General features: G+C 71.2%; 15 protein-coding genes. 10 read left to right on the forward strand and 5 right to left on the reverse strand.

What is annotated here, in order from left to right; translation table 11 throughout:
* Positions 1 to 9 precede the first annotated feature (9 nt).
* On the reverse strand, positions 10 to 771 hold the full coding sequence (locus tag AC067M_RS05805) for an IclR family transcriptional regulator (protein WP_478695708.1): 762 nt from the start codon (positions 769 to 771) through the stop codon (positions 10 to 12).
* Positions 768 to 1,835, reverse strand: a complete 1,068-nt coding sequence (locus AC067M_RS05810) for a sugar kinase (protein WP_478695709.1) — start codon at positions 1,833 to 1,835, stop codon at positions 768 to 770. Before AC067M_RS05810 ends, AC067M_RS05805 begins: the two co-directional genes overlap by 4 nt.
* A 131-nt stretch (positions 1,836 to 1,966) precedes the next feature.
* Between AC067M_RS05810 and AC067M_RS05815 the strand changes: the two genes are divergently transcribed.
* Both AC067M_RS05815 and AC067M_RS05820 read left to right on the forward strand, forming a co-directional pair.
* The gene (locus AC067M_RS05815; RefSeq protein WP_478695710.1) at positions 1,967 to 3,232 is read left to right on the forward strand and encodes an amino acid deaminase; all 1,266 of its coding nucleotides are present in this window, start codon (positions 1,967 to 1,969) and stop codon (positions 3,230 to 3,232) included.
* Between the two features lie 10 nt (positions 3,233 to 3,242).
* A complete protein-coding gene (locus AC067M_RS05820) occupies positions 3,243 to 4,868 on the forward strand; it encodes an N-acyl-D-amino-acid deacylase family protein (protein WP_478695711.1) in 1,626 nt (541 codons plus the stop codon).
* A gap of 22 nt (positions 4,869 to 4,890) precedes the next feature.
* Here the strand turns inward: AC067M_RS05820 and AC067M_RS05825 are convergent, their stop codons facing one another.
* Together AC067M_RS05825 and AC067M_RS05830 are read right to left on the reverse strand one after the other, a co-directional pair.
* Positions 4,891 to 5,778: a S1 family peptidase gene (locus tag AC067M_RS05825; protein WP_478695712.1), complete on the reverse strand. Its 888-nt coding sequence runs from the start codon at positions 5,776 to 5,778 to the stop codon at positions 4,891 to 4,893.
* Positions 5,779 to 5,914: 136 nt separating this feature from the next.
* Complete coding sequence (locus AC067M_RS05830) at positions 5,915 to 6,292, reverse strand: hypothetical protein (RefSeq protein ID WP_478695713.1); 378 nt, start codon at positions 6,290 to 6,292, stop codon at positions 5,915 to 5,917.
* Between the two features lie 765 nt (positions 6,293 to 7,057).
* Here AC067M_RS05830 and AC067M_RS05835 point away from each other — a divergent pair.
* From AC067M_RS05835 to AC067M_RS05860, 6 genes are all read left to right on the forward strand, one after another.
* Positions 7,058 to 8,269 carry a pyridoxal phosphate-dependent aminotransferase gene (locus AC067M_RS05835; RefSeq protein ID WP_478695714.1) on the forward strand — a complete coding sequence of 404 codons (1,212 nt, stop codon included), beginning with the start codon at positions 7,058 to 7,060 and terminating at the stop codon, positions 8,267 to 8,269.
* A 113-nt stretch (positions 8,270 to 8,382) separates the two neighbouring features.
* Complete coding sequence (locus AC067M_RS05840) at positions 8,383 to 8,820, forward strand: SCO4983 family protein (protein ID WP_478695715.1); 438 nt, start codon at positions 8,383 to 8,385, stop codon at positions 8,818 to 8,820.
* Between the two features lie 336 nt (positions 8,821 to 9,156).
* Complete coding sequence (locus AC067M_RS05845; RefSeq protein WP_478695716.1) at positions 9,157 to 10,233, forward strand: hypothetical protein; 1,077 nt, start codon at positions 9,157 to 9,159, stop codon at positions 10,231 to 10,233.
* A 14-nt stretch (positions 10,234 to 10,247) separates the two neighbouring features.
* On the forward strand, positions 10,248 to 11,423 hold the full coding sequence (locus AC067M_RS05850; RefSeq protein ID WP_478695717.1) for a toxic anion resistance protein: 1,176 nt from the start codon (positions 10,248 to 10,250) through the stop codon (positions 11,421 to 11,423).
* A complete protein-coding gene (locus AC067M_RS05855) occupies positions 11,420 to 12,952 on the forward strand; it encodes a substrate-binding and vWA domain-containing protein (protein WP_478695718.1) in 1,533 nt (510 codons plus the stop codon). Before AC067M_RS05850 ends, AC067M_RS05855 begins: the two co-directional genes overlap by 4 nt.
* The gene (locus AC067M_RS05860) at positions 12,939 to 13,541 is read left to right on the forward strand and encodes a hypothetical protein (RefSeq protein ID WP_478695719.1); all 603 of its coding nucleotides are present in this window, start codon (positions 12,939 to 12,941) and stop codon (positions 13,539 to 13,541) included. The genes AC067M_RS05855 and AC067M_RS05860 overlap by 14 nt, the downstream gene beginning before the upstream one ends.
* 209 nt (positions 13,542 to 13,750) lie before the next feature.
* Here the strand turns inward: AC067M_RS05860 and AC067M_RS05865 are convergent, their stop codons facing one another.
* Positions 13,751 to 15,583: a phosphoenolpyruvate carboxykinase (GTP) gene (locus AC067M_RS05865; RefSeq protein ID WP_478695720.1), complete on the reverse strand. Its 1,833-nt coding sequence runs from the start codon at positions 15,581 to 15,583 to the stop codon at positions 13,751 to 13,753.
* Between the two features lie 330 nt (positions 15,584 to 15,913).
* On the opposite strand from AC067M_RS05865, the gene trhA reads away from it, so the two are divergent.
* A complete protein-coding gene (trhA, locus tag AC067M_RS05870; RefSeq protein ID WP_478695721.1) occupies positions 15,914 to 16,627 on the forward strand; it encodes a PAQR family membrane homeostasis protein TrhA in 714 nt (237 codons plus the stop codon).
* 104 nt (positions 16,628 to 16,731) lie between these two features.
* A complete protein-coding gene (locus AC067M_RS05875; protein WP_478695722.1) occupies positions 16,732 to 18,291 on the forward strand; it encodes an MFS transporter in 1,560 nt (519 codons plus the stop codon).
* The last annotated feature ends 2 nt before the right edge of the window (positions 18,292 to 18,293 follow it).

The following is an 18,293-nucleotide window of genomic DNA, read 5'->3' on the forward strand; positions in this document are numbered from 1 at the left end:
CGGTGTCCTTCACACGGTGTCCTTTGCTGGTGTCCTGCCGGAGTACTCCCCGCTGATGGCATCCGCGGTACGGCGGACCAGCGGGAGCAGGGTGAGGAGTTCGTCGGCGGTGACGACGACGTTCGGAGCGGAGACCGACATCGCGGCGACCACTCGGCCGTCGGCGCCGCGGACGGGGGCCGCGACGCAGTTGATGGATTCCTCGTGACCGCCGAGGTCGGTGGCCCAACCCTGTTCGCGCGCCTTCTCCAGCTCCCGCAGGAACGCGGGCGCGTTGGGCGTCGAACGGGCCGTGTAGAGGGGGTAGTCCAGCTTCTCCGCGAGGGCGCGGCGCTCGTGCTCGGGGAGATCGGCGAGCAGCAGCTTCGCCACGGCGGCGACGGTGATGGCGACGGGCTTGCCGATGCGCGAGTACATGCGTACGGGGTAGCGGCTCTCCACCTTGTCGATGTAGAGGACCTCGTTCTCCTCGTACACGGCGAGGTGGACGGTGTGCCCGGTCTGTTCGTTCAGCCGTACGAGATGAGGGTGGGCGATCTCGCGGATGTCGAGGTTCTCCATCGCCTCCTGGGCGAGGGCGATGAGGCGGGCGCCGAGGCGGTAGCGCTGGTCGGACTGGCGGTAGACGAGGCCGTGCTCGTGGAGGGTGCGCAGGAGGCGCAGGGCCGTTGACTTGTGGACGCCGAGGCGGTCGGCGACCTGCCCGAGGTCGGCGGGCCCCTCGGCGAGCAGCGGCAGGATGCTCAGGGCGCGGTCGACGGTCTGGCTCATGGGGTGCGTACCTCCTCCGGGGCCACTTCGGCTTGCGTCCAGCCGGGGCCGAGTCGAAGTGTCCCCCACGCGGTGTCGTCGAGGGCGGCCAGACGGTCGGCGTGGTCGCGGGCGGGGGGCGTGGCGAGGTCGCCGGGGGCGGTGAGGGCGGCGGCGGCCGTGAGGTGGCCGTGGCGCAGCCGGTCCCGGACGGGCAGTCCGCGCAGGGTGGCGGAGAGGAACCCGGCGGCGAAGGCGTCCCCGGCACCGACGGCGGCGACGACGTCGACGCGGGGGGCACGGACGAGGGTGGCGGTGCCGTCGGCGTCCTCCGCCCCTTCGGTGCCGTGGTCGAACGCGACCGCACCACCCGCGCCCAGCTTGACGACCACGAGCTCCGGCTCGGGCAGCGCTTCCCGGACGGCAGCGGTGCCGTGCAGTCCCCACGCCTCGCGTGCCTCGTCCGCGCCGACGAAGACGATGTCGGCACGTCGGGCGAGGTCGAGCAGGACGCGCGGGCCGTCGGCGTCGGGCCACAGCCCGGGCCGGTGGTTGACGTCGAAGGAGACGAGCGGCCGCCCGGGGCGGGGCTCGGTCAGCTCCCACAGGAGGGCGAGGCAGTCGTCGGACAGCGCCGCGGTGATCCCCGACAGGTGCAGCACGCGCCCGGCGCGCACCGCCGCCAGGTCCACGGTGTCCGCCGACATCGCCGAGGCGGCCGACCCGGCCCGGTAGTAGGCCACCTCGTGGGCGTCGGTGGCCCGGTCCCCCGCCGTACGGAAGTAGATGCCGGTGGGGCGCGCGGGATCACGCCGTACGGACGCGACGTCGACGCCGTACGAGCCGATCTCCTCGACGAGGTGGTCGCCGAAGCCGTCGGCCCCCACCCGGCTGACCCATCTCGTCGAGTGCCCGGCCGCCGCCAGTACGCACACGACGTTGGACTCGGCGCCGCCGATGGCACGTTCGAAGGAGGGGACGTCGGCGAGGCTGCCCGGCCGGGAGGGCAGGAAGGTGACCATGGACTCGCCGAGCGCGACGACGTCGACGACGTCGGGGGCGTTGCGGGATCCGTGGGGGGTCACGATCGTCGAAGCTCCTCGGTGGGGGCGCGGCGGCCTCGTTGACCCCACGTGGCCGAGATGTTAGACAGCGGTAAGCGACATACGCAATGGACGTTGCAGATGATGCAACGCACCGGATCAGGAGGCTCTGCATGAGCAGCGAAGCGCTCGCCCGCCTTGCCGAGGAACGCGTCGACCACCGCTTCAAGGGCCTCCCGCCGGACGCGGACGGGCTGACCGTCGGCCAGTTGGCCGCCCAGCGCCGCAATCTCTTCACCGGCGGCTTCACCACCCCGGTCCTCGCCCTGTCCGCGGAGCGCCTGGAGCACAACCTGCGGCTCATGGAGACGTACGCGGAGCGCCACGGCCTCCTGTTCGCCCCGCACGGCAAGACCTCCATGGCCCCGCAGCTCTTCCAGCGGCAGATCGAGCACGGCGCGTGGGGCATCACGCTCGCCGTGCCGCACCAGGTGCGGGTGGCGCGGGCGTTCGGGATCGAGCGGGTGTTCCTCGCCAACGAGGTGCTGGACCCGGTGGCCCTGCGCTGGGTCGCCGCCGAGCTGGCCGCCGACCCGGCCTTCCGCTTCGTCTGCTACGTCGACTCCGTACGCGGGGTGGAACTGATGGACGCGGCCCTCGCGGGGGCACCGCGCCCGGTGGACGTGGTGGTCGAACTGGCCGCCGGAGACGGGGCCCGCACCGGCGTACGGACCGAGGCGGAGTGCGCGGCGGTCGCGGACGCGGTGTCGGACACGGCGACCCTGCGGCTGGTGGGTGTGGCGGGCTACGAGGGCGAGGTGCCGCAGGCCGATCCCGAGCGGGTGCGGGCCTGGCTGCGACGGCTGGTCGCGCTGGCCGCCGACTTCGACAAGGCGGGGCGGTTCTCCGGCGTCGAGGAGATCGTCGTCAGCGCGGGCGGCAGCGCCTGGTTCGACACGGTCGCCGAGGTCTTCGCCGAGATCCCCGAACTCTCCCTGCCCGTGCTGAAGTTGCTGCGCTCGGGCGCCTACGTCTCGCACGACGACGGCCACTACCGCAGGCTGACGCCCTTCAACCGGGTCCCCGAGGAGGGCGCGCTGGAGCCCGCGTTCCGCCTGTGGGCGCAGGTGGTGTCCCGTCCGTCCGCCGAGCAGGCCTTCGTCAACGCGGGCAAGCGCGACGCGGCCTACGACCTGGACCTGCCCTTCGCGCAGGTGGTCCGCCGGGACGGCACCGAGCGCCCCGCCACCGGCCTGTCGGTCACCGCGCTGTCCGACCAGCACGCCTGGCTGCGCACGACCGAGGAGGCGGACCTGGAGGTCGGCGACTGGGTGGGCTTCGGACTGTCCCACCCGTGCACGTCGTTCGACAAGTGGCAGCTGATCCCGGTGGCCGAGGCGGACGGCACGGTCGTCGACTACGTCCGCACGTTCTTCTAGGGGGTACGGCGTGGAAGAACTCGTCATCCGGGACGCGGACGTCGTCGACGGCTCCGGCGGACCGTCGTACCGCGCCGACGTGGTGGTCGACCACGGCCGCGTCGTCGGCATCGTCAAGGAGGCCGCGGCGGCCGGCTGCCAACGTCCCCGTGCCATGCGGGAGTTGGATGCCGAGGGGCTGGTCCTCTCCCCCGGCTTCATCGACATGCACGCCCACAGCGACCTCGCCCTCCTGCGCGACCCCGACCACAGCGCGAAGGCCGCGCAGGGCGTCACCCTCGAAGTCCTCGGCCAGGACGGGCTGTCGTACGCGCCCGTCGACGACCGCACACGGGAAGGGGTCCGCCGGGCCATCACCGGCTGGAACGGGTACGGCGACGACATCGACTTCGACTGGCGGTCGGTGGGCGAGTACCTGGACCGCCTGGACCGGGGAATCGACGGCCGGGGCATCGCGGTCAACGCCGCCTATCTGATCCCCCAGGGCACCGTCCGCGCCCTCGCCGTCGGCTGGGAGGACCGCGCTGCCACCGCCGAAGAGCTGGACCGGATGCGGCAGTTGGTCGCCGAGGGTCTTGAACAGGGCGCGGTGGGCCTGTCCTCCGGGCTCACCTACACGCCCGGCATGTACGCCAAGGACGCCGAACTCACCGAGCTGTGCCGGGTGGTGGCGTCCTACGGCGGCTACTACTGCCCCCACCACCGCTCCTACGGCGCGGGCGCCCTGGAGGCGTACGCGGAGATGGTGGCGCTGACCCGGGAGGCGGGCTGCCCGCTCCATCTCGCCCACGCCACGATGAACTTCGGCGTGAACAAGGGCCGGGCGCCGCAGCTGCTGGCCCTGTTGGACGACGCGCTGACCGCCGGTGCCGACATCACGCTCGACACGTATCCCTACACGCCCGGCAGCACGACCCTCGCCGCCCTGCTGCCGAGTTGGGCGAGCGAGGGCGGTCCGCAGGAGATCCTGCGGCGCCTGGCGGACGAGGAGATCGCCGAGCGGATCCGCCACCACCTGGAGGTTCTCGGCGCGGACGGCTGTCACGGTGTGCCCGTCGAGTGGGACACGATCGAGATCTCGGGCGTCGGCGACCCCGGACTCGACACGTACGTCGGCCGTACGGTCCAGGAGTCCGCGGACCTGCGCGGCGAGCCCCCTTGGACGACCGCCCGCCGACTGCTGATCGAGGACCGTCTCGCCCCGACGATCCTCCAGCACGTCGGCCACGAGGAGAACGTCCGGGCCATCATGCGCCACCGCGTCCACACGGGCGGCTCGGACGGCATCCTGCAGGGCGCCAAGCCGCATCCGCGGGCGTACGGCACGTTCCCGCACTACCTCGGCCACTACGTACGGGAGTTGGAGGTCCTGTCACTGGAGGAGTGCGTCGCCCATCTCACGGGTCGCCCCGCGGCCCGGCTGCGTCTGCCGGACCGGGGTCTGGTCCGCGAGGGCTACCGGGCGGATCTGGTGCTGTTCGACCCGAGGACGGTGGCGGCCGGGTCGACGTACGACGCTCCGCGCACGCTGCCCACCGGCATTCCGCACGTCCTCATCGACGGCCGGTTCGTGATCGAGGACGGCCGGCGGACGGACGTACTGGCGGGGAGGGCGGTCCGTCGCAGTCCCGTGTGACGGAACGCCCCTCCGTGTCGCCCTACGGCTTGGGCAGGGTGCAGCCGCCGGCGCTGAGGTTCAGCTGGTTGCGGGTCGTGAAGCAGGCCGGGAACCCGTACGTCTCCTGGGCGTAGTTGATGCCCTTGCGGACGGTGACGTTGCCGCTGGCGTCGACCTCACAGGGGTTGTTCTCCGTGCAGCGCTCGCCGTCCTCGTTGCCGGTGTTGTTGACGGCGACGACCTTGCCGGTGGCCTGGTCGACGACCGGCGAGCCCGAGGTGCCGCCGATGGTCTGGCAGGCGGAGGTGTAGCGGACGGAGTCCTTCCAGGTCCAGTCGCCCTCCTTCATGCGGTACACGAACCCGTCGATGTTGCAGCTGTAGAGCCGCTTCCAGTAACCGGAGGCCACGGTGATCGCGGTGCCGGCGGTGGGGTGCGTGTCCTGCACGGTGAGCGGGCTGATGCCGTACGAGCTCTTGATGGTCGCGTACGTGCTGGTCAGCTGGTAGATCGTGGCGTCCGTGTCGGTCATCGTCGAGTACGCGATCTTGCTGGCGCGCAGCGTCGCGACCCGGGTGCCGGAGGAGTTGAGCAGGCCGAAGCTGCGGCTGGACGCCTTGTTGACGATGACCTCACCGGGCTCCGGGAAGCCCGTCTCCAGGCAGTGGCCGTTGGTGAGCACCAGCGCCGGGTCGGTGTCCAGGGAGTTCGGGAAGCGCACGACGGAGCCGGAGCAGTTGCTCAGCGCGACGGTTCCGGCGAGGGTGACGGCCTTGAGCGTGGGCGACGTGGCCTTGGTGTCGGTCGTCTGTGCGGTTGCCTTCTCCGCGGTCGCCGGAGCGCCGGTGATGGGCGCCGCGACCGCGGGTGCCGCTCCGGCCCCGGCGATCGCCAGGGCGAACAGCGCGGCAACGAGAGGCTTTCTCATGTGGGGGTCCCCTCTTACGACAAGGCGACCGGAGATCTTCCGGCCGCCCGCTGCTTCTTGCTTTTTGTCATGCGCATTGTGATCGCAGAGGGGTGGGTTTCGGCAAGGAGCTGTTTCCGGCCACGCACGCTCCCGGCTACCGGGGGCCCTTCGTACTGCCGTGGCCGCGCCCCTTGCTGTCGGAGTTACCGGGGCCGGAAGTCGTCGACGTGGAGGGGGTGGGGGTCGGTCGCGGAGCGGTGGAGGTTGAGGGGCCCGGGGAGGCCTCGGACGTCGCGCTCGGGTCCGGGGAGGACGTCGGCGAGGCGCTCGCGCCGGACGACGTGTCCGCCGCCGGGCTGCCGGGGCGGGCCGTGCCGGTGCCGGTGGGATCGGTCGTGCCGGTCCCGGCCCTGTGCGGGGAGCCGGCGGACTCGTCGGGAGCGGAACGCGTGCCGCCGTCCGTGGTGCCCGGCCGCCCGTCGGACGAGGACCCGTGGAACGAGACCCCGGCGATCAGGGCAGCCACCGACACGGCCCCCACCGCACCGGCCGCGACCACCGCCCGCCGCCGCGCCCCGCGCCTGCGCTGTGCGCGGCGACCGGAGCGGGTGCTGAGCGCGCCGTCGCCCCAGGCGGCCGCGTCGACCGCCGGGCCGTCACCCCACCCGGACGCCGCCGAGTCCGAGCCACCCCACCTCGCCCCGTCGGGCGCAGGGCCGGCCCACCTTTCGCCCTCGGGCGCAGGGCCGACCCACCCAGCCCCCTCAGGCGCAGGCCCAGACCACCCAGCCCCCTCAGGCGCAGGCCCAGACCACCCAGCCCCCTCAGGCGCAGGACCGGCCCACCCAGCCCCCTCAGGCGCCGGGCCAGACCACCCTTGCCCCTCGGCTGCCGAGCCCTCCCGCCGGGCGGTTGCCCCGGACGGCGGTGCGGGCTGCGGTGAGTGGGGACGCTCGCCTGTTTCCTCCGGGACCGTTCGTGGGAGTTCCGCCGTCTCGTCGTAGGCGTTCTGCCAGCCGTGGGCGGCCGCCGGATCGACGTACTCCTCGTACGCGGGGGTCGCCGGGGCGGGCGGGTGGTACACGTTCGGGCGTATCCGGGGCGCACCGCTCTCCCCGGGCGCACCGTGATCGCCGTACGCCCCGTTCTCGTGCTGCGGTGGCCTGGACATGGCGGCGCATTGTAGGGACGGGTGGGACCCGTGGGACAGCCGACGGAGATACCCGTACAAACCGACGCGTCCCACGTGGTGGAAAACACGACCCACGAGGCGTTACCGGGCCGTAAGCTCCCAGACATGCAGGTGATCCAGTCGACCAAGCTCGCCAATGTCTGTTACGAGATCCGGGGCCCGGTGCTCGAGGAGGCGATGCGGCTTGAGGCGGCGGGGCATCGCATCCTCAAGCTGAACACCGGCAACCCGGCTGCGTTCGGCTTCGAATGCCCGCCGGAGATCCTGGAGGACATCCTCCGCAACGTGTCGTCGGCGCACGGCTACGGCGACGCGAAGGGCCTGCTCGCCGCCCGCCGCGCCGTCGTCATGCACAACCAGACCCTCGGCATCGAGACGGACGTCGAGCACGTCTTCATCGGCAACGGCGTCTCCGAGCTGATCGTGATGGCGATGCAGGGGCTCCTGGACGACGGTGACGAGGTCCTCGTACCGGCACCGGACTATCCGCTGTGGACGGCGGCCGTCTCCCTCTCCGGCGGCACCGCCGTGCACTACCGCTGCGACGAGCAGTCCGACTGGATGCCCGACCTGGCGGACGTGGAGCGCAAGGTCACCGACCGCACCAAGGCGATCGTCATCATCAACCCGAACAACCCCACGGGCGCGGTCTACGACAAGGCCATGCTCAAGGGGCTCACGGACATCGCCCGCCGGCACAACCTCCTGGTCTGCTCCGACGAGATCTACGACAAGATCCTCTACGACGACGCCACGCACACCCCGACCGCATCGGTCGCCCCGGACCTGCTGACGCTGACCTTCAACGGCATGTCGAAGGCGTACCGGGTCGCGGGCTACCGGGTCGGCTGGATGTCGATCTCCGGGCCGCGCGCGCACGCCGACTCCTACATCGAGGGTCTGACGATCCTCGCCAACATGCGGCTGTGCGCGAACATGCCGGGCCAGCACGGCGTGGTCGCCGCGCTCAGCGGACGGCAGACGATCAACGACCTGGTGCTGCCGGGCGGGCGCCTGAAGGAGCAGCTGGACGTCGCCTACGAGATGCTGACGCAGATCCCGGGTGTGACCTGCGTACGGCCGAAGGGGGCGCTCTACCTCTTCCCGCGGCTCGACCCCAAGGCGTTCAAGATCAAGGACGACCGGCGGATGGTCCTGGACCTGCTGCGCCGCGAGAAGATCATGGTCGTCCAGGGCACCGGCTTCAACTGGCCGGAACCCGACCACTTCCGGGTCGTCACGCTGCCGTCGGTCGGTGATCTGAGGGACGCGATCGGCCGGATCGGCCACTTCCTGGACGGATACAGCCAGCCCTGACCCCGACAGCGATCACTCACGCTCCGTGGAGCGTCCGTCCTGTTTTGTGACAGACTCAACTTTAGACGAAATCTAAGCTAGGATGGCTTCCTGCCAGCACAGGAGGCCATCTCATGTACGAACCGATCCGTGCCAAGTCGGTGCACAGCACGATGGCCGGCACCACCTCGGACTTCCCCCACCGGTCACGCGAGGAGGAGCTGGACATCCAGCTCGCCGGGCATCTCGCGGCGCTGCTCACCGTCACCGACGAGCTGCGCGCGCTCTCCCCGGACACCGACCCGGACACCGACCTGAACACCGCGGCCGAGCGGCTCGCGCAGCAGGTGGCCCGGCTGCGGGGCGGTCGTGCGCCGGTCCGGGCGGTGGCCTCCGGCAGCCGTGAGCCCCGCCTCGCCGCGCTGCACCAACGGGCGCACACCCTCGCGGCCCGTGCGCTGGTCGTCGCGGCGTCCCGGGCGGACACCGCGGTGGCGATCCTCTCGGCGGAGCGCATGGACGCGCACTCCGCCGCGCTGGCCGAGCCGCACCACCTGAGCGGCGCCCGCTAGTCCCCACCGGGGACTCCCCGTTCGGCCCCGGTCCGCGTGCACCCGCAGCGACGCGCGGACCGGGTGCCACGCACTGCGTTGGCTTCGGCCGGGCCGGCTTGCTCGCGCGGGGTTGTGAAGTGCCGTCGGATGCGGGGCGTGCGCCGTGGGAACTTCGCTCGTGTGCGGCCGACGGTTGTCCGTGGCTTGTCGCGCCCACGCGGCGGAGCCGCACATCGTTACACCCCCGCGCCCCTGAACGGCGTTGCGGTCCCCGTGCTGTACCGGGACCGGTAGGACACCTCCCGTTCACCCCCGGTCACGGGGAACGTTGGGTTCCGCGAGCACGCTCCCCCTGTGAGACGTATCGCAGGAATCGTCCTCGCGGTGCTGCTGGTCGGCGGAGTGGTGGCTGCCGTCGTCGCGGGCCGGGACAACGAGGACACGGGCACGGCAACGAAGACCGTGCGGATGGTGATCGGATCGGAGAAGGCGGAGTTCTTCGCCGATCCACGGGTGGTGAAGGCCCTGGCCGCCAAGGGCTTCACCGTGAAGGCCGAGACCTCCGGGTCGTGGGCCATGGAGGGGCTCGACCTCAAGGGGTACGACCTCGCGTTCCCGTCCAGCCAGGCACCCGCCGTGGAGCTGGCCGGCAAGTACCACGTGACACAGACCCTGCCGCGCCCCTTCTACTCGCCGCTCGTCGTCGTGGCCCATCGCAACGCCGCCGTCGTGCTCGCGGGCAACGGGCTCGCCAAGCTCGACGCGAAGAACCGCGGCACCCTGAAGATGGCCGCCTACCTCGACGCCGCCCGTGACGACCGGACCTGGCAGCAGCTCAAGGGGGCCGCGAAGTACGGCGAGTTGACCGGCACCCTCTACATCGCCAGCACCGACCCGGAGGCGTCCAACTCCGGCGCCCTCTACCTCGCCGCCGCCTCCTTCGTCGCGGGCGGCGGCCGGGTCGTGTCGAGCCAGGCCGACGTGGAGCGCACCGCTCCCCTGCTGCGCAAGCTGACCAGCGTCCAGGGCGCCCAGCAGACCGGCACGGACGCGGCCTTCCGGGACTTCGTCAGCGGCGCCGGCAACCCGCTGGTCCTGGTGTACGAGTCGCAGGTCGCCTCGCTGCTGAGCGAGGGGCAGAGCCCCGACGACCTCGTCGTCCTCTACCCGGACACCACGGTCAACAGCGACCACACCGTCGTACCGCTCACCGAGAACGGCCGGGCACTCGCCGACCTTCTGAGCACGGACGCGGGACTGCGGAAGCTCGCCGTGGCGCACGGCTTCCGCCCGCAGGGCGCCACCGACGAGTTCGCGTCGGCGACCGCCGACCGCGCCACCTATCTCAACCAGGAACTGACCGGCGTCCGGCAGGCGCCCGTGCCCACCTCCAAGGTGCTGCACGAACTGGCGCGCCGGGCCCGGGGATGACGGGGGAACCGCACATGACCACAGACAACGACACCTTCACTCTCACCCCGCCGGAGGCCGTCGCGCCCGTGCCGCGGGAGAAGGCCGGCGGGCTCGTACCCGTCGAGGACGGCGTCCGCGCGGACATGGCCGAGAGGGCCGCCGCCTACGTCGAGGGGCTCGCCGCCCTCGACGCCCGCTCCCCCGGGTTCGCCGGCAAGGTCGGTGAGATCACCGCCCTCGGCGCCGGCGAGATGCGTACCGCGACCGCACAGTCCAACCGCATGCTGGAACGCACCGTCCGGTCCCTGCCGAGCAAGGGCGGGGACGCCCAGTCGCAGGTCGCGGGCTCGCTCGTGGAACTCAGGCGGGTCGTCGAGGACCTGGACCCGCGTGATCTGCCCGCGGCCAGGGGGCGCAGGTTCCTCTCCCGGCTGCCCGGCGGCAACAAGCTGCGCGACCACGTCGCCAAGTACGCCTCCGCGCAGGGCACCCTCAACAGCATCGTGGGGTCGCTGCGCGGCGGACAGGACGAGCTGCGGCGCGACAACGCCGCCTTGCAGACGGAACGGGTCCGCCTGTGGGAGACGATGGGCAAGCTCCAGGAGTACGTCGTCCTCACCGAGGCCCTGGACTCCGCCGTCGAACAGCACGTCGCCGGGGTGGAGGCGGCCGATCCGGCCCAGGCCGACACCCTGCGCGCCGACGTGCTCTTCCCCGTCCGGCAGAAGCACCAGGACCTGCTCACCCAGCTCGCCGTGTGCGCCCAGGGCTACCTCGCCATGGACGTCGTACGCCGCAACAACGACGAGCTGATCAAGGGCGTGGACCGGGCCGCCACCACCACCGTCTCGGCGCTGCGCATCTCCGTGATGCTGGCCTCCGCGCTGGACAACCAGAAGAAGGTCGTCGAGCAGGTCAACGCCCTGCGCGGCACGACCGAGGACCTCATCCGCGGCAACGCGGAGATGCTGGCCACGCAGAGCGGCGAGATCCAGCGCATCGCCGCCGACCCCGCCGTGGGCGCGGAGACCCTGCGCGCCGCCTTCCAGCAGATCTACCAGACCCTCGACGCGATCGACACCTACAAGGTCCAGGCGACCGAGTCGATGGCGGCGACCGTGGAGTCGCTCACCGCCGAACTCCAGGAGGCCAGTGCCCACCTGGAGCGCAGCCGGTCGAGGACCGCGCTGGAGGGAGGGCTCGCATGAGACGGCCGCTCGCCGCCGCCCTCGCCGCCGTCGCCTTTCTGACGGCCTGCAGCGCGGAGCAGAAGCACGAGGATCCCTACGCCGCCCGGCCCGGCACCCTGCGCGTCCTCGCCTCCAGCGAGCTCGCCGACATGACGCCGGTCCTGGAGCAGGTCCGCAAGGACACCGGTATCGAGGTACGCCCCACCTACATGGGCACCCTCGACGCCGTGAACACGCTCGCCAGGGGCTGGGCGGACGGCCGCTACGACGCCCTGTGGCTCTCCTCCAACGACTACCTGCGCCTGCGCCCCGACGTGGCCAAGAAGGTCGTCTCGGAGACTCCGGTCATGTCCAGCCCGGTCGCCGTCGGCGTGCGGTCCGCGACCGTGAAGGCGCTGGGCTGGAAGCCCGAGCAGGTCACCTGGGCGCAGGTCGAGCAGGCGGTGCGGGACGGGAAGCTGACGTACGGCATGACCGACCCGGCCCGCTCCAACTCCGGCTTCGCCACGCTGGTCTCGGTGGCCTCCGCGCTCTCCGGCGCCCAGTCCGCGCTGACGGACGGGGATGCCGCCAAGGCGACCCCGCGGCTGAAGGAGTTCTTCCAGGGACAGCAGCTGACCTCGGGGTCGTCGGGCTGGCTGGCGGCCGCCTACCGGCGCCGCGGTGACGTCGACGCGCTGCTCAACTACGAGTCCGTGCTCAAGGGCCTCCCGGGCCTGACCGTGATCCGCCCCCGCGACGGGGTCGTCACCGCCGACTACCCGCTGACTTCCCTCGCCGCCACGGACGACCGGACCCGGGAGGACGTGCGCAGGCTGGCGGACGCGCTGCGCACCGCGCCCGTCCAGCGGCTGATCACCGAGCGCACCCACCGCCGCCCGGTCGTCGCCTCCGTGCCGCCCGCCGCCGGACTCGACACCGGCAGGCGGCGTGAACTGCCCTTCCCCGGCAGCCGTTCCGTCGCCGACGGGCTGCTCGCCTCCTACGAGAACGAGCTGCGCCGGCCCTCGCGGACCGTGTACGTCCTCGACACCTCCGGTTCGATGGACGGCGACCGGCTGCAACGGCTGAAGGAGGCGCTCACCGGCCTCACCGGCGACTTCCGCCACCGTGAGGAGGTCACGCTGATGCCGTTCGGCTCGGACGTGAAGAGCGTGCGCACGCATGTGGTCAGCGCCTCCGATCCGCAGTCCGGACTCGACGCCATCCGGCGGGACACCGAGGAGCTGGACGCCGACGGCGACACCGCGATCTACACCTCGCTCCAGAAGGCGTACGACCACCTCGGCGACGACCGGTCCACGTTCACCTCGATCGTGTTGATGACGGACGGCGAGAACACCACCGGCGCGGACGCGGCGGACTTCGACGACTTCTACCGTGGGCTGAGCGGCCCCCGGCAGCAGATCCCCGTCTTCCCGATCCTCTTCGGCGACTCCGACCGCGAGGAGCTGGCGCACATCGCCGACCTGACCGGCGGCCGGCTCTTCGACGCGCAGAAGACGTCGCTGGGCGGCGCCTTCGAGGAGATCCGTGGCTACCAGTGAATTCGTGGGCTATCTGGAGTCCCGCAAGAACATCGCGGGCAGCGTCTGCGGGCTCGTCGGGCTCGTGCTGACCTTCGCCGGGGTGGCGGGCGCGTACTGGCCCGTCGTCGTCGCCGGACTGTACGGCGCGGGCGCGCTGGTCGCGCCGCCGGAGCGGCCGCCGCTGCCGGACTTTCCCGACGTGTCCGCGCAACTGGACGAGCTGCGGGGGGATTTCGAGAGGCTGGGCCGGTACCTGGCGGATGTGGAGCTGCCACCCGCCGCGTCCGGCCGGCTCACCGAACTGACGGCGCTGCTGGGCGCCCTGCTGGAGCCCGGCTGGGTGGCCGACGCGCTGGCGGCGGATCCGGAGGGTGTGCACGTGGTCGCGCGGGCCGTGCGGCAGGACGTCCCCGAGGCCGTCGACAGCTTCGTACGGACGCGGTGGTGGAGTCGGCTGACCCCGGGCCTCGAACCACCGGAAAGGCACCTGGAGCAGCAACTCGCGCTGCTCCACGAGGAGGCGGGTCGGCTGGCGGCGGCACTCAGGGAGACGGAGGCGAGCCGCCAGGAGACCCACACCCGCTACTTGGAAGACCGCTCACAGTAGCCGACCCAGGGGCGCGGGGCTCTGTCCGTCTCGCGGCTCCGCCGCGGTGCGCGACCGGCCCCAACGCACCCGCACCCGCACCCGCCAACGCGCGGCAAGCACCCGAGCTCGTGGGCACCCGCGCCCCAGCGGGGCGAACCGCGGCCGGCCGTGACGATCGCTGGTCAGGGCACATCCGGGCCGGCCGCGGAGTTCGGGGCGGGCTGTGGTCAGCCCAGGCGCCGCACCAGCGCGTGGTATTCGTCCCACAGCTCCTTGGGCGTGTGGTCGCCGAAGGTGTTGAGGTGCTCGGGGACCAGGGATGCCTCCTCGCGCCAGACCTCCTTGTCGACCGTGAGCAGGAACTCCAGGTCGGAGTCGGCCAGTTCGAGGCCCTTGGTGTCGATGGCGTCCTTGGTCGGCAGGATGCCGATCGGCGTCTCGACGCCCTCGGCCCTGCCCTCCAGACGCTCGACGATCCACTTCAGGACGCGGCTGTTCTCGCCGAAACCGGGCCAGACGAACGCGCCCTCGTCGTTCTTGCGGAACCAGTTGACGTAGTAGATCTTCGGCAGCTTCGCCTGGTCCTTGCCCTTGGCGACGTCGACCCAGTGCCCCATGTAGTCACCCATGTTGTAGCCGCAGAACGGCAGCATGGCGAAGGGGTCGCGGCGCAGCTCGCCGACCTTGCCCTCGGCGGCGGCGGTCTTCTCGGAGGCGACGTTGGCGCCGAGGAAGACACCGTGGTTCCAGTCGAAGGACTCCGTCACCAGCGGTACGGCGCTGGCGCGGCGCCCGCCGAAGAGGATCGCCGAGATCGGCACGCCCTTGGGGTCCTCCCACTCGGGCGCGATGATCGGGCACTGCGAGGCGGGCACGGTGAAGCGGGCGTTGGGGTGGGCCGCCGGGGTCTCCGAGGAGGGCGTCCAGTCGTTGCCCTTCCAGTCCGTGAGGTGGGCCGGAGTCTCCTTCGTCATGCCCTCCCACCAGATGTCGTTGTCGTCGGTCAGCGCCACGTTGGTGAAGACGGAGTTGCCCCACAGCGTCTTCATCGCGTTGGCGTTGGTGTGCTCACCGGTGCCGGGCGCGACGCCGAAGAAGCCGGCCTCGGGGTTGATCGCGTAGAGGCGGCCGTCCTCACCGAAGCGCATCCAGGCGATGTCGTCGCCGATCGTCTCGACCGTCCAGCCGGAGATCGTCGGCTCCAGCATGGCGAGGTTGGTCTTGCCGCAGGCGCTCGGGAAGGCGGCGGCGACGTACTTCGACTCACCCTGCGGCGGGGTCAGCTTCAGGATGAGCATGTGCTCGGCGAGCCAGCCCTCGTCGCGTGCCATGACGGAGGCGATGCGCAGGGCGTAGCACTTCTTGCCGAGCAGGGCGTTGCCGCCGTAGCCGGAGCCGTAGGACCAGATCTCGCGGCTCTCGGGGAAGTGCGAGATGTACTTGGTGGAGTTGCACGGCCACGGCACGTCCGCCTCGCCCTCCGCGAGCGGGGCACCGAGGGTGTGGACGGCCTTGACGAAGAAGCCGTCGGAGCCGAGCTCGTCGAGGACCGGCTGACCCATGCGGGTCATGGTGCGCATGGACACGGCGACGTAGGCGGAGTCGGTGATCTCCACGCCGATCGCGGAGAGGTCCGAGCCCAGCGGGCCCATGCAGAACGGGACGACGTACATCGTCCGGCCCTTCATCGAGCCGCGGAAGATGCCGCCCTCGTTGCCCGAGCCCTGGAATATCTCCCGCATCTCCGCGGGCGCCTTCCAGTGGTTCGTGGGGCCCGCGTCCTGCTCCTTCTCGGAACAGATGAAGGTGCGGTCCTCGACCCGGGCGACATCGGTCGGGTCGGAAGCCGCGTAGTAGGAGTTGGGGCGCTGGATCGGGTCGAGTTTCTTGAAGGTGCCCTTCTCGACGAGCTCCTCGCACAGTCGCTCGTACTCGGCCTCGGATCCGTCACACCAGACCACGTTGTCCGGCTGGGTCAGTTCGGCGATCTCGTTCACCCAGGAGATCAGTTCCTGGTGCTGGGTGGGGATGACGGTGGGAGCCGCGATGTCGCGCGCCACGATAGCTCCTAAATGAGGGTTTTTGTCCTTGTTGCCCCGTGGGGGCTGCGACCCGGATGCTTCGATGTCGATCTTCTGGCGCTCATCCGGTGCCGACCGCACTCATTTGATCATCCGACGAGCCCGCCCATATGTCCAGAGGAGCGCACAGGTGAGCAGAGTGAGGATCGCCACGTGTAAAAAAGCCTCTTTGCGGCCGCATGGCGTTCGGCTGAAGATTCCTTGACTCAACTTTCGGGACCGGAACTGCTATGAGATGATGACCACTCTTTGCCGGTCCCGTCGCTCTACCGATCCGTAACTTACGGCTCCGTAGGTACGATGCGGCACATGACAGCGTCCGCCCCCGACGCGCCCACGGAGTCGACGGCCGCCGGCCGCGTCTCCGCCGCGCTCTCCCTACCGCACCCGATCAAACCCAAGCTCCGCGGTTGGCTGCATCTGGGCATGTTTCCGGCCGCACTCATCGCAGGCCTGGTGCTCACCGCCCTGGCCGACTCGCCCCGCGGGCGCATCGCCTGCGGGATCTACGCGCTGACCGCCTGCCTGCTGTTCGGCGTGAGCGCGCTGTACCACCGGGGCGACTGGAGTCCGCGCATGGACGGCGTCCTGCGCAGACTGGACCACGCCAACATCTTCCTGATCATCGCGGGTACCTACACGCCCCTGACACTGCTCCTCCTGCCTGCGAGCAAGGGCCGGTGGCTGCTGTGGGGCATCTGGGCGGCCGCGCTGGCCGGCATCGCCTTCCGGGTGTTCTGGGTCGGCGCCCCGCGCTGGCTCTACACCCCCTGCTACATCGCGATGGGCTGGGCCGCCGTCTTCTTCCTGCCGGACTTCATGCACACCGGCGGCGTCGCCGTGCTGGTCCTGGTGGTCGTCGGCGGCCTCCTCTACAGCGCGGGCGGCGTGGTCTACGGCATCAAGCGCCCGAACCCCTCACCGCGCTGGTTCGGGTTCCACGAGGTCTTCCACTCGCTCACGCTGGCCGCTTTCGTGGTGCACTACGTCGGGATCTCGCTGGTGGCATACCAGCACGCGTAGTCCCGCTCTCCGCAATGGCCACGGCTCTTGAGCCGTGGCCATTTTTCGTATGCGCGGAGTCCATGTATTGACGGTCACTACCTTTTGAGAGTTACTCTCATTTCATGGTTACTCTCACTCAAGGCAACGCCGTGCGTCCCGACCCCCGCCGTTGGTGGGCCCTCGGAGCCCTGGTCGCGAGCATGCTGACGCTCGGCTTCGACATGACGATCCTCAACGTGGCCCTGCCGACGATGGCCGGCGATCTCGGCGCCACCACCGGCGAGCAGCAGTGGATGGCGGACGCCTACGTCGTCGTCTTCGCGGCGCTGATGCTTCCGGCCGGGTTACTGGGCGACCGGTTCGGTCGGCGGCTGATGCTGATCACCGGGCTGGGGATCTTCCTCGCCGGTTCGGTGGTGGGCGCACTGGCTGGGGACGTGAACTGGGTGATCGCGGCCCGCGCGGTCATGGGCATCGGCGGTGCGCTGGTCACCCCGCTCGCGCTCTCCGTGCTGCCCTCGCTCTTCGGCGCCGACGAGCGCACCAAGGCCGTCGGAGTCATCTCGGCCGCCTCCGCGCTCGGTCTGCCGCTCGGCCCGATCATCGGCGGCTGGCTGCTGAACCACTTCTGGTGGGGCTCGGTCTTCCTGGTCAATGTCCCGATGGCCGCGATCGGCATCGCCGCCTGCGTCTTCCTGCTGCCCGAGACCAGCGACCCCGCCTCCCCCAAGGTCGACCTCCTGTCCACCGCGCTCACCGCGACCGGCCTCGGCGCCCTCATCTACGCGATCATCGAGGCGCCCGGCCGGGGCTGGGGCGACCCGCTGGTGCTGGGGATGTTCGCCGCGGCGGCGGTGCTGCTCACCGCGCTGGTGCTGCGCGAGCGGCGGGTCGCCCGGCCCATGCTCGACATGACCCTGCTGGCCCAGCGCGGCTTCCTGTTCAACACGCTCGCCGCCACGCTGGTGATGTTCGTCCTGTCCGGCCTGCTGTTCGTGCTGCCCCCGTACCTCCAGGCCGTCCTCGGCCATGACGCCTTCGGCACCGGTCTGCGCCTGCTGCCCATGATGGGCGGTCTGACGGTGGCCGCGCGGGGCGCACAGCCTGTCGTCGCACGGTTCGGCCCGCGTGCCACGGTGAGCGCCGGTCTGGTGGTGCTGGCCTTCGCCGCGCTGCTCGGCAGCCGTACGACGGTCGACTCCGGCTACGGCTTCACCGCGCTGTGCCTCTCGATCGCCGGCCTCGGCTTCGGCTTCTCCGTCGTCCCCGCGATGGACGGCGCCCTCGGCACCCTGCCCCGCGACCGGGCGGGCAGCGGCTCCGGGCTGCTGATGACGCTGCGCCAGGTCGGCGCCGCGATCGGCATCGCCCTGCTGGGCAGCCTGCTCGCCGGCGTCTTCCGCGACCGGCTCGACGTCACCGGACTGCCCGCGCGGGCCGCCGACACCGCAGGGGACTCCGTGGTCGCCGCGCACCTGATCGCCGACAAGGCCCATGCCGCCCACCTCGCCGCCTCCGCGAACAGCGCCTACGTCCACGGCATGAACGTCGTCCTGCTGGTCTGCGGCATCGCCGCCCTGGTCTCCGCGCTGCTGGCGGCGGCCTTCCTGCCGAAGGCGGCGGCCGCACGGCAGACGGACGGCGCCGCCCCCGACATGGTCGCCGCCACGGAGGATGCCTGACA

This window comes from Streptomyces sp. NPDC043427, from assembly GCF_056436655.1.

Excerpts from the sequence above, each read along its gene's own strand:
- AC067M_RS05835 (WP_478695714.1), top strand. The coding sequence starts at position 7,058 with ATGCAGGTGATCCAGTCGACCAAGCTCGCCAATGTCTGTTACGAGATC.
- AC067M_RS05840 (WP_478695715.1), top strand. The coding sequence starts at position 8,383 with ATGTACGAACCGATCCGTGCCAAGTCGGTGCACAGCACGATGGCCGGC.
- AC067M_RS05875 (WP_478695722.1), top strand. The coding sequence starts at position 16,732 with ATGGTTACTCTCACTCAAGGCAACGCCGTGCGTCCCGACCCCCGCCGT.
- AC067M_RS05855 (WP_478695718.1), top strand. The coding sequence starts at position 11,420 with ATGAGACGGCCGCTCGCCGCCGCCCTCGCCGCCGTCGCCTTTCTGACG.
- AC067M_RS05850 (WP_478695717.1), top strand. The coding sequence starts at position 10,248 with ATGACCACAGACAACGACACCTTCACTCTCACCCCGCCGGAGGCCGTC.
- AC067M_RS05815 (WP_478695710.1), top strand. The coding sequence starts at position 1,967 with ATGAGCAGCGAAGCGCTCGCCCGCCTTGCCGAGGAACGCGTCGACCAC.
- AC067M_RS05805 (WP_478695708.1), bottom strand. The coding sequence starts at position 771 with ATGAGCCAGACCGTCGACCGCGCCCTGAGCATCCTGCCGCTGCTCGCC.
- trhA (WP_478695721.1), top strand. The coding sequence starts at position 15,914 with ATGACAGCGTCCGCCCCCGACGCGCCCACGGAGTCGACGGCCGCCGGC.
- AC067M_RS05825 (WP_478695712.1), bottom strand. The coding sequence starts at position 5,778 with ATGAGAAAGCCTCTCGTTGCCGCGCTGTTCGCCCTGGCGATCGCCGGG.